This is a genomic window from Deltaproteobacteria bacterium (genome assembly GCA_003194485.1).
Classification (GTDB): domain Bacteria; phylum Desulfobacterota; class Dissulfuribacteria; order Dissulfuribacterales; family UBA3076; genus UBA3076.
Window position 1 is genome coordinate 70,966 of the sequence record PQXD01000002.1, and the last position, 11,343, is coordinate 82,308.

Annotated in this window: 10 protein-coding genes; 3 read left to right on the forward strand and 7 right to left on the reverse strand. The window is 46.7% G+C overall.

Annotated elements, in window-relative coordinates; all coding sequences use genetic code 11:
* The first annotated feature begins 115 nt into the window (after positions 1 to 115).
* A complete protein-coding gene (locus tag C4B57_01800; protein ID PXF55762.1) occupies positions 116 to 772 on the forward strand; it encodes an adenylate kinase in 657 nt (218 codons plus the stop codon).
* Between the two features lie 167 nt (positions 773 to 939).
* On the opposite strand, the gene C4B57_01805 is transcribed toward C4B57_01800, so the two are convergent.
* The 4 genes from C4B57_01805 to C4B57_01820 all read right to left on the reverse strand — a co-directional run bounded on the left by C4B57_01805 (position 940) and on the right by C4B57_01820 (position 6,969).
* Positions 940 to 3,507, reverse strand: a complete 2,568-nt coding sequence (locus C4B57_01805; GenBank protein PXF55763.1) for an alpha-glucan phosphorylase — start codon at positions 3,505 to 3,507, stop codon at positions 940 to 942.
* A 42-nt stretch (positions 3,508 to 3,549) separates the two neighbouring features.
* Complete coding sequence (clpA, locus tag C4B57_01810) at positions 3,550 to 5,808, reverse strand: ATP-dependent Clp protease ATP-binding subunit ClpA (protein ID PXF55764.1); 2,259 nt, start codon at positions 5,806 to 5,808, stop codon at positions 3,550 to 3,552.
* Between the two features lies 1 nt (position 5,809).
* Complete coding sequence (locus C4B57_01815) at positions 5,810 to 6,133, reverse strand: ATP-dependent Clp protease adapter ClpS (protein PXF55765.1); 324 nt, start codon at positions 6,131 to 6,133, stop codon at positions 5,810 to 5,812.
* A gap of 80 nt (positions 6,134 to 6,213) precedes the next feature.
* Positions 6,214 to 6,969, reverse strand: coding sequence for a TlyA family rRNA (cytidine-2'-O)-methyltransferase (locus tag C4B57_01820; GenBank protein ID PXF55766.1), 756 nt, complete (start codon positions 6,967 to 6,969; stop codon positions 6,214 to 6,216).
* Positions 6,970 to 7,672: 703 nt separating this feature from the next.
* Between C4B57_01820 and C4B57_01825 the strand changes: the two genes are divergently transcribed.
* Entirely contained in the window at positions 7,673 to 8,728 is a 1,056-nt protein-coding gene (locus C4B57_01825; protein PXF55767.1) for a chromosome partitioning protein, read from the forward strand.
* A gap of 35 nt (positions 8,729 to 8,763) precedes the next feature.
* Positions 8,764 to 9,456, forward strand: a complete 693-nt coding sequence (locus C4B57_01830) for a class I SAM-dependent methyltransferase (protein ID PXF55768.1) — start codon at positions 8,764 to 8,766, stop codon at positions 9,454 to 9,456.
* A gap of 173 nt (positions 9,457 to 9,629) precedes the next feature.
* On the opposite strand, the gene C4B57_01835 is transcribed toward C4B57_01830, so the two are convergent.
* The 3 genes from C4B57_01835 to C4B57_01845 all read right to left on the reverse strand — a co-directional run bounded on the left by C4B57_01835 (position 9,630) and on the right by C4B57_01845 (position 11,248).
* On the reverse strand, positions 9,630 to 9,836 hold the full coding sequence (locus C4B57_01835) for a hypothetical protein (GenBank protein ID PXF55769.1): 207 nt from the start codon (positions 9,834 to 9,836) through the stop codon (positions 9,630 to 9,632).
* 437 nt (positions 9,837 to 10,273) lie between these two features.
* Complete coding sequence (locus C4B57_01840) at positions 10,274 to 10,546, reverse strand: DNA-binding protein (protein ID PXF55845.1); 273 nt, start codon at positions 10,544 to 10,546, stop codon at positions 10,274 to 10,276.
* 264 nt (positions 10,547 to 10,810) lie between these two features.
* On the reverse strand, positions 10,811 to 11,248 hold the full coding sequence (locus C4B57_01845) for an IS200/IS605 family transposase (protein ID PXF55770.1): 438 nt from the start codon (positions 11,246 to 11,248) through the stop codon (positions 10,811 to 10,813).
* Between the last annotated feature and the right edge of the window lie 95 nt (positions 11,249 to 11,343).

Consider the following 11,343-nt stretch of genomic DNA (forward strand, 5'->3'; position numbering starts at 1 on the left):
TTCTATTTTCTAATTTCAACGTTCCGTGAACACTTACGATATTTAGTATTTGCTTTTTTCCGAAATTACCATATATATTGCTATGTAAATTTCTTGGAAAAGGAGGACTTGGATTATGCGTTTGATTCTATTGGGAGGTCCTGGTGCCGGCAAGGGTACACAGGCTGGTTTTATCACGGATAAATTTGGCATTCCCCAGATATCCACTGGTGATATGTTAAGGGCTGCCGTGAAGGCAGGAACTCCTTTGGGCATGGAGGCCAAGAAGTACATGGATGCAGGCGGGCTTGTTCCTGATGATGTCATAATTGGTCTCGTAAAGGAAAGAATAAAGGAGCCGGATTGTGAAAAGGGTTTCCTGTTTGACGGTTTCCCCCGGACAATTCCCCAGGCAGAGGCCATGAAGGATGCCAAGGTCGATATTGATTATGTTATAGAGATAGATGTCCCGGATGAAGAAATTATCAAAAGGATGAGCGGTCGCCGTTGTCATCTGGCATCAGGAAGGACCTACCATATTGTTTTTAATCCCCCGAAGGTCGAGGGAAAGGACGATGTAACAGGAGAGCCTCTCATCCAGAGAGATGACGATAAGGAAGAGACGGTCCGCAAGCGCCTTGAGGTATATCACGCCCAGACCGAGCCACTGGTGGATTTCTATAAGAAGTGGGAGGAGTCCGGAGATCCCGATGCACCCAAGCATGTGAAGATAAATGGCGTCGGGTCTGTCAATGATATCAGGGACCAGATTTTCAGTGCCCTGGGAGGCTAAGCGGTCAGCCTTTAGCGGTTAGCTATAGGAGCGGTTTGCCTTTTGCAGGGTTTCGATCGCGGGCCGGATTGCACTGCCTCTCCGGTCTGCGATGAGTGAGCTTTGAAACCCGGAAAAAGGTGACCGCTCCAAGGCAGGATATAACGGGTTCACCGGATATTTACAAACTATTTTTCTGCTTCCCACCAGGTCAGAAGTCCGAGTTCAAACTTGTGGCTGAGTTCTTTCTGAAAAGGATAGCATCTGATAGTAAAACCTATCCGCCCGCTTGAAAGGCAGAGTAATGTTCCTTCAAAGACAGAACCTCCTCCTTGCTGCCCATTTGTGGGAAGCAAAGGCAGTGGATGGCCTTCAGGGATCTCTCCCTTATCGTCCAATCGACCGATATACGCCTCAACCCGCACTTCTTCAGGGTCCAGTCCTCCAAGATCCAGTACGGTCTTGATTGGCAAACGATCCCCCACCTTTGGTGATCCATCGATCGGGACCTGCAGATCCAGTATCTTGACTTTGTACCATACTTCTGATGTCTTCCGTTTCCAGCGGGACAACTCCCTGGCCTCTTTCCAATTATCCTTTGCGAACAAGTGCCATTTGGAGATGTTTGGCAGATAAAACTGGCTGGCATATTCTTCCACCATGCGGTTTGTATTGAAGTAAGGGCATACGGTCTGCATCGAATTTTTCATCATCTCAACCCATCCATGGGGGATATCATGGGCGGATCTATTATAAAACAGTGGTACTACGGTATTTTCTAACAGTTCGTAAAGAAGCCGGCTTTCCACCTCATCCTGGTATTCGCGATCTTCATATTCCTCTCCTGCACCTATAGCCCAGCCGTTATTGCCCTTGTAGCCTTCACACCACCAGCCATCAAGGATGCTCAGGTTGATCCCGCCGTTGGCCGGGACCTTCATGCCGCTGGTCCCGCTGGCCTCCATGGGGCGCAGAGGGGTGTTGAGCCAGACGTCTACTCCCTGGACCAGATACCTGGCCACTTCTATATCGTAATTTTCAATAAAGACTATGTGCTTTCGAAGTTCCGGGGTGTTGGCTATTTGCACTATCTTGTGGATGAGTTCCTTGCCGTATTTATCCTGTGGATGGGCCTTTCCGCTGAAGATGATCTGCACCGGACGCTCTTCATTGGCCAGTATCTGTCTGATCCTGTCCATATCCCGAAACAGCAGGGTAGAGCGCTTGTATGTTGCAAAGCGCCTGGCAAAGCCTATGGTAAGTGCCTCAGGGTCCAGGACCTCGTCAGCCTGCTTCATCTGGTAACTTGGGGCACCTTTTGCCTGAAGCTGCTTTCTGAGCCTTGCCCTGGCAAAAGATATGAGTCTCTCTCTCAGTCTCTCTTTACTTCTCCACAGCTCAAAATCAGGGATCTGTTCGATTCTTTTCCAGATGGCATGATTTGTGGGCTCATCTATCCATCTTGATCCTAAATAGCGTTCATAGAGCAGGGACATCTCACTTGACAGCCAGCCGAGTATATGTATCCCGTTGGTAATATGGGTTATCGGGACCTCATGCCTGGGAATCTGGGGCCATATGCCACCCCACATCTTTTGCGTGACCTCTTCGTGGAGTTTGCTCACACCATTGGTCTGGGATGCCATATTAATAGCCAGTACCGCCATGCAGAATTCTTCAGCCTGATCACCGGGATTGATCCTTCCGAGGCCCATGAAGGCATCAATACCAATAGCCAGTTCGTCTGCCAATCCTGTAAAGTACCGGCGGATCATTTCCGGCGGGAAGCGGTCTATTCCGGCAGGGACAGGAGTATGAGTGGTAAATATACTTGTGGCGCGAACGGCCTCCAGGGCCACGTCATAGGGCAAACCATCCTTGCGCATTAACTGGTTGATACGTTCCAGCGCCATGAAGGCCGAATGACCTTCATTCATGTGACAAACCGAAGGGCACTGGTCAAGGGCCATTAGTATCCTTATCCCCCCCATACCCAGCACTATCTCCTGCTGAAGCCTGGTTTCAAGGCTGCCGCCATAAAGATACGAAGTGATTTGTCTGTCCAAGCGGGAGTTTAAAGGGACATCAGTATCCAGCATGTAGATTTTGACCCGGCCTACTGTAAGGGACCAGACCCGTATGTAAACCTCTCTGCCTTCAAGCTCCACCTGGACTGTCAAAGGGTCTCCTTTTTTGTCTCTGACCAGGCTTACTGGCATATTGTAGAAGTCGTTGGAGGGATAGGTCTCAAGTTGCCATCCGTCAGGATTGAGATATTGCTGAAAATACCCGTGCTTATAAAGAAGACCAATTCCTACGAGGGGAAGCCCGAGATCACTGGCCGACTTCATATGATCACCGGCAAGAATGCCAAGCCCGCCGGAATACAAGGGGAGGCTTTCATGCAGGCCAAACTCAGCGGAAAAGTAAGCTATTATCCCGTTATCCCGATCTTCACTGATCTTTTTATACCATGTCTGGGCACGCAGATAGCGTTCCAGTTCCCTTTGCACCTTTTCCATTCTCGCAAGAAAGATATCATCCTGCTCAAGCCGTTCAAGCCGGGGTTGCTCTATGGTGCCCAGCAAGGAAACCGGATTGTGCCCGCACCTCTCCCATACCTCCCTGTCCATGTCCTGGAAAAGATGGATAGCTTCAGGGGTCCAGGTCCACCAGAGGTTACGCGCGATAGTCATCAACGGCATCAAGCGCTCGGGCAGGCTGGGAACGATCGTGATACTCTGAATTGTGGGCATGTCAGGAAATCCTTGTGGTATTTCAAAGATTGGAACTATTGACTATTTATTAATAACAAGCCGTCCGTCTTCAACGTCAACAACAATTTTGCCTCCTTTTGAGAGTCCATGGAACAGGATGGCATCAGATACAGGATCTTTTATCTCCTGTTGTAAAACGCGGGCCAGAGGACGTGCTCCAAATTGAGGATCATATCCCTTTTGGGCAAGCCAGGATCTGGCGGCAGGTGTGACATTCAATCTGACCTTGCGTCCGGATAACTGTTCCTGGATCTCCCCCAGGAGTTTGTCCACTATCTGCTCCATTGCTGAAGTGGTCAACCGGCCGAAAGGTATAACGGCCTCCAGCCGGTTACGAAATTCCGGGCTGAAGAGCTGTTTTATTACATTCTCTCCCTTATATCGGCTATCTTCCGCCTTTGCACCGAAACCGATTGCATGGCTCTCCATCTCTCTTGCACCTGCATTCGAGGTCATAATCAATATCACGTGACGGAAGTCCGCCCTTTTACCTGTATTATCGGTAAGGGTGGCGTAATCCATGACCTGAAGCAAAATACTGAAGAGGTCAGGATGGGCTTTCTCTATTTCATCCAAGAGAAGAACACAGTACGGGTGCTTGCGAATGGCCTCGGTAAGTAAGCCTCCCTGATCAAATCCAACATAGCCGGGAGGCGCACCAATCAGTCTGGCCACAGCATGCTTTTCCATATATTCACTCATGTCGAATCGCTGGAAATGTACCCCAAGGACTGCAGCGGTTTGACGTGCGAGTTCCGTCTTTCCTACACCTGTAGGTCCTATAAACAGAAAAGAGCCGATTGGACGATCAGGATGCGAAAGACCGGCCCGGGAACGCTTTATGGCTTTTGACAGGATTTCTACAGCCTTATCCTGGCCGAAAACTACCGACTTTATTGATTCTTCAAGCCTTTCAAGGCGCGAGCGGTCCGATTGAGTGATAGTCTTTGCGGGCAATCCGGCCATCTTTGCTATAACATTTTCGATGTGACGCGCAGTAACAAGCCCCGGTCTGTTTCCGCCATTGCCTGAAAGCCTCAATGCGGATGCTGCTTCGTCTATTACGTCGATAGCCTTGTCTGGCATATAACGATCCGCCAGGTATCTATATGACAGCTCAGCCGCAGATACCAGAGCGCTGTCAGCGTATTTGATTCCGTGGTGCTCTTCATAATAAGACTTCAGCCCTTTAAGTATCTTCACAGTTTCTTTCACCGTGGGCTCTAGTATCTCTATTTTCTGAAAACGCCTCGAGAGTGCGCGATCCTTCTCAAAGAAATTCCTATACTCCTCGTAAGTGGTCGAACCTATACACCTCAGCTCACCATTTGCCAGGACAGGCTTGAGAATATTTGAGGCGTCCATGGACCCTCCGCTGGTGGCTCCTGCACCAACAACCGTATGGATTTCATCAATGAAGAGTATTGCCTTGGGATGTTTTTTTATCAGGGCAATAACCTCTTTGAGCCTGGCCTCAAACTCCCCTCTGTATTTGGTGCCGGCAAGAATCGCTCCCATATCCAGGGTATACATTTCTGTGTCTTGTAAAGGCTCGGGCACTTCGTCCTGCTGGATTTTTAGTGCAAGCCCCTCAGCCAAGGCGGTCTTGCCTACCCCTGGGTCCCCTACGAAAATGGGATTATTTTTTCTACGCCTGCAGAGGATCTGCATTGTACGTTCCAGTTCCACCTTTCGTCCAACAAGCGGATCAATTTCTCCATCAGCAGCCTTTCTCGTGAGATTTACGGTAAAGGCATCAAGGGCATTTGCTGGTTTTGTTGATGCCCCGGCCTGTTTACCGGCTTGAGAGCCTGTATTTCTTTGGGAAATAATATTTTGACAGGAATCAGTTCGCTCGATTCCGTGTGATATAAAGTTCAGTATATCCAGCCTGGTGATTCCCTCCTGATGGAGAAAGTACGCTGCATAGGAATCTTCCTCTGCCATCACGGCGGCAAGAAGGTCTCCTATGCTGGCCTTTTCTTTTTCGGCAGATTGTACGTGCATAATGGTTCGCTGGAGCACTCTTTGAAGGATTGCTGTGGGCTGGGGACTTTCTTTTCGACCTTCCGGCAATTTCTCAAGGTGAGTCTCAAAAAATGCCTCAATTCTTGATTTCAGACGGTCAGGATTGCCTCCGCACGCCGTTATGGCCTCCGCACCCTCTTGATGGTGAATTATTGCAAAAAGCAAATGTTCAAGAGATAGATATTCATGATTCCTGATGTGAGCTTCCCGTGCTGCTACACTCAGCATTATTTCTATGTCTTTGCTTATCATTTTATATTCGTTCCATGCCGGCCCTAAGTGGAAAGCCTGCCTCTTTTGCACAGGTATGAACGGATTTTACCTTTGTCTCTGCAATCTCACTGGTATAATACCCGCAAATCCCAAAGCCGTTATGATGTACGTTCAGCATGATTCTTATCGCCTCTGAAGTTGACTTATGAAAAATATTCTCCAAGATCCGTACCACAAATTCCATTGTCGTATAGTCGTCATTGTACAGCAAGACTTTATACATGGGCGGTTCATCGATTTCCTGCTCAACAATGTCCTCCAGTTGGTCTTGATTTTCAAGGTCAACCGGTTCATTTTCTTGCATTCCCCAATTCTGTTTCGTCATATTTACGAGATATGGTAAATATTTAAATTTTGAACTGACAAAAGTCCTCTGTCAAACGATTATGTATCATATCTCTCCGGATATTCAATAAACATGAGAAATTCCTTGTTGCCTTTCGCCCCAAGGACGGGTGATGGGGTAACCCCTATGACATTCAGTTTCAATTTATTGCAAAAAGAATTCAGTCTATCCAGAACCTCACGATGAAGCCATGGATCTTTTACTATTCCGCCTTTTCCGACTTTTCCTTTCCCGACCTCGAATTGAGGCTTTACAAGGGCAATAATACGACCTTTCCGCTTCATAAATGGAAGAACAGAGGGTATTACCAGCCTGAGCGAGATAAATGATGTATCTATTGTAATTAAATATATTTGAGAATCCAGGGCGTCAAGAGGCAAATTTCGTATATTTGTCCTTTCGAAAGCCACGACCCTTTTGTCGTTCCTCAGGCGCCAGTCTAGCTGACCGTAACCAACATCTACTGCATATACCTTTGCCGCCCCTTTCTGAAGCAAACAGTCCGTGAATCCTCCGGTAGATGCCCCGACGTCCATACAGACAAGACCGTGAACATCCACCGCAAAGTGCTCAAGTGCATGCTCAAGCTTAAGTCCTCCACGGCTTACATAGGGATTCAGGGTCTCTGCGAGCTCTATTTGGGCATCGGCAGAAAACCGGTGCCCTGCCTTATCAATGATCTGCCCTTCAACTCGCACCTTGCCGGTATAGATGAGAGCCTGGGCCTGATTTCTTGAAGTGGCGAGCCCTTTCTGCAATAAAAGAAGGTCAAGCCTCAATGATTCTTTTGCCAAAATACTTAATCTTTGAAAGCCATTTAGTTAAAAAGTATTCAAAATAAAAGTAAATATTCGATGAACCCGTTATATCCCGCCTTGGAGCGGTTACCTTTTTCCGGGTTTCAAAGCTCACTCATCGCGGACCGGAGAGGCAGTGCAATCCGGCCCGCGATCGAAACCCTGCAAAAGGCAAACCGCTCCTGCGGCAGGGCACGGACGGCAACTTCCACAGTGGACCACGGGTTCACCGAATATTTACAAATAAAGCTCTTATAGCTTATATTTAAAACCCGAATCCAGCAGTTTTGCAGATGGCTCGTGTTTACTTATATAGTAATATAAAATCGGAAGCTGATTTTTGCTATTTGTAAAAGTAAATATTCGATGAACCCGTTATATCCCGCCTTGGAGCGGTTACCTTTTTCCGGGTTTCAAAGCTCACTCATCGCGGACCGGAGAGGCAGTGCAATCCGGCCCGCGATCGAAACCCTGCAAAAGGCAAACCGCTCCTGCGGCAGGGCACGGACGGCAACCGTTCACTGGGAGGGGATATTTCTTTGAACAGTTTAACGGAAGCCCCCGTAGCTTTCTTGGCTTTTGCTGTGGGGGGAAACTGCATCGCCTTAAGCGCAGCGCAGGCGAATGCAGAGGGGGCAGGACATCCCCCATGTCAAAAGCCTTAAGAAAACAAGGGGCTGAAGTGTGAAAGGAATACAAAATGGTTATTACAGAAGAAAAAGTTTTGGATGCGCTAAAGAAAGTTAAGGACCCCGGGATCAACAAGGGTCTTGTAGAGCTTGGGATGATTAAGGATGTCGAGATAGCCGGCTCATCAGTCCGTGTTACCGTAGCTCTTACCATGTCCGGTTGTCCCAGGAAGAATCAGATTAAAGATGATGTCGAAAAAGCCATATACAGTATAGAGGGCGTGAGTGAAGTCAAAGTAATCCTCACTGCCATGACATCTGAGGAAAGAGCAAAGTTGTTAGGCCAGGAACCATCTGAAATGCAAGGCATAAAAGATGTAAAGCGCATAATTGCCATTGCCAGCGGAAAGGGTGGGGTAGGCAAGACCACCATCGCTGTGAATCTGGCAATTGCGCTGTCAAAAAAAGGTCTCAAGATAGGTATTCTTGATGCTGACATGCATGGTCCAGACATTCCAATTATGCTTGGGATCGATGCCAGGCCCACGGGTTCCAAGGGCATGCTTCTACCAATTGAGAAATTCGGCCTCAAGGTTATATCTACGGCTACTTTAGCAGGGGAGGGGGTGCCGATAGTCTGGCGAGGCCCCCTGGTAAACAAGGCTATTAAAGAGTTTCTGGGACATGTGGCATGGGGGGAGTTGGACTATCTGTTGGTAGATCTGCCTCCGGGTACAGGTGATGCTCCTCTGACTATGGCGAAATTAATTTCTCTGGATGGTGTCATAATAGTCACTACTCCACAAAAGGTCGCTCTTGCCGATGTGCGTCGATGTATCGGCCTATTCACTGGCCAGTGCATCCCGATCTTTGGAATAGTGGAAAATATGTCCTATCTCCGTGTTCCAGGGGCTTCCGGAGAACAAATCCTTGAGGTATTCGGAAGTGGAGGGGGAGAAAAAATTGCTAACGCATTCAAGGTCCCTTTGTTGGGCAAGGTTCCTTTGGATCCGAAAATAAGAGAGGGAGGTGATACAGGCAGGCCAATGGCCCTCAATTCTGATACCGAATGCGGGAATATATTTGATAATATAGCAGAAGAATTGCTGAAATATTTATCAAAATAATTTAACTTTCTGATTTAACTTTCGTATATAATGTAATTTTTGAATATCGGAGATTAATTTTGTTTTTAGAGCAAAACAAAGGCATTATCCCTAAAGTTTCAAAGGCCTTTGATGAAGTCGCGGATGCCTATGATTCCTGGTATGACGGTAACCCCCTTTTTCAGTGTGAATTCAATGCCTTAAATGAGGTGGTTTCAGTATCTCCTCTCTCTCTGGAGGTGGGGGTAGGCTCCGGGCGATTTTCTCAGGCCCTGGGCATACGGTATGGTGTGGATCCTGCTCCAAGTCTATTGGCATTGGCCAGGAATCGTGGAGTTGTCTCGATACAGGCCAGGGCCGAAGCTCTGCCATTCAGAAAAAACAGCCTGGAGCAAGTATATTTCATCTTTTCACTTTGCTTTTTGGAAAATTCGTTTACGGCCTTGCAGGAAGCAGCGGTTGTGCTCAAAAGACATGGTTTATTAATCATAGGATTTATACCAAAGGATTCAAAGTGGGGTTGTTTCTATGAGCAAAAGAGACGGGGGGACCATTTTCTTTACAAATACGCCTCGTTTCTTAGTTTGGAAGAGCTGTTGTCAAATATTGAGAAGGCACATTTTCGATTATTAGGCGGTGCTTCAACACTTTTTCAATCTCCAAAATTGGAAAAATATCAGCCGGAGAAGCCTGTAAAGGGTTTATACCACAAAGCCGGTTTTATTGTCTTGAAAGCTGAAAAGCTTTGAATATTACCGGATAATATTTTACATAATATATGTTATGCGACATTAACAAAAATAAAATTCTGTCACTTTTCGCGGGCCGGATTGCACTGCCCCTCCGGTCTGAAATGAGTAAGCTCTGAAACCCGGAAAAAAGTAACCGCTTCAAGGCAGGATATAACGGGTTCACCGGATATTTACAGGTCTTTTATGAGGTCTTTCAGCATGCTCCGTGCTACTTTGTCAGCGTCTATTGTGTAGGTGCCTTTCTGTATCTGTTCTTTTAGGGATCTTATCTTTGCAGCCCGTTCGGGGTCTGGAATATTCATTGCGTCTTTCACTTTTTTTAATAATCCAGCGTCTAAAAGGCGTTTATCTCTATTTGTTGAATACGAATTTTTCATGCCTGAAATCCTGATAAATATCCTGATAAATATATTGTTTTATTCGGCAGAAACGCATAACGGCTTGAATAAGGGGAAAACCTGGACGGGTTTAAAGAATTAATACGGCAACTGAAATGAAATAAAAGAGTGGGATGAGCCAATAAATTGGCTCATCCCAGTTCTTATTCAAGAATTTGTATATTTTGTGATTGGAAAAATATGCCGGGCTAAAAACCAACCACTACTTTTTTTACTGCAATCGGTGAACCCGTGGTCCACTGTGGAAGTTGCCATCCGTACCCTGCCGTAGGAGCGGTTTGCCTTTTGCAGGGTTTCGATCGCGGGCCGGATTGCACTGCCTCTCCGGTCTGCAATGAGTGAGCTTTGAAACCCGGAAAAAGGTAACCGCTTCAAGGCAGGATATAACGGGTTCACCGAATATTTACGGTGCTTTTTTATTCCACTGATGCGGACAGCTTTGTTCCAGGCTTAAATTTAACAACTTTCTTGGCAGGAATTTCCATGGGCTTTCCTGTGCGCGGATTGCGACCTGTACGTGCCTTCCTCTCAGTTACGGAAAAGGTCCCAAAACCTACCAGTGTCACTTTTTCTCCTGAGCCAAGTGCCTCGGACACAGCTTCCATAAATCCATTCAGTGCCCTGTCAGCCGCTGTTTTTAAAATGCCTGATGACTTTGCCATACGATCTACCAATTGTCCCTTGTTCATTTTACCCTCCATTTTTGATATAAGTTTATCTTGGACCTCATATATGGGTAGCTGACTTTGTAAAAAGGCCTGTATTTTCGTCCTTTGCCTTTCTATTTTCAAAAACCTTCGGAATGCCCTATCCCCCTTCAATACGCAGTTTCGTATTCTCTATCTGGAAGTCTGTTAGCAACTCTTCGACATATTATATCTTTTCATTAAACCACTACCTGCTGAAAGCAGGTAGATTTCTTATACGACTGAAAGTCTAACATGGTTCAATCTTTAGTCATTAGCAATAGTGAAGGCCTCTTTAGGGCTCGCCTTTTCTTGGCTTGCAATATAAGCGGCTATCATTTTTTCTGTAACATTCCCAACTGTTGCACAAAAATAGCCGCGAGCCCAAAGATGCCTTCCCCAATATCTCTTACGCAAATGCGGAAATTCTTGCTGAATCAGTCGAGAACTTCGTCCTTTCACATATTGAACTATCTTGCTCGGAGCAAGTTCTGGAGGACATGAAACATGCAGATGAACATGATCCCTGCTAACATGACCATTAAGAATTGTAATATTGCGGGCCTCACAAGTCTGACGGATTATCTCCCTGGTTCTAAAAGCCACTTCTCCTTTCAAAACATGATAACGATATTTCGTAACCCATACGAAATGATACTGGATATCATAGATCGTGTGAGGCCCCTTGCGATATTCTTTGCTTATGGCGATAACCTCCCATGAGCAAGTTTACCACGATCCCTTAACTGCTGAAGCCTTTCGCCTGAAAGGCGAAGGTTTTAGACCTGGCGCATGGAAAA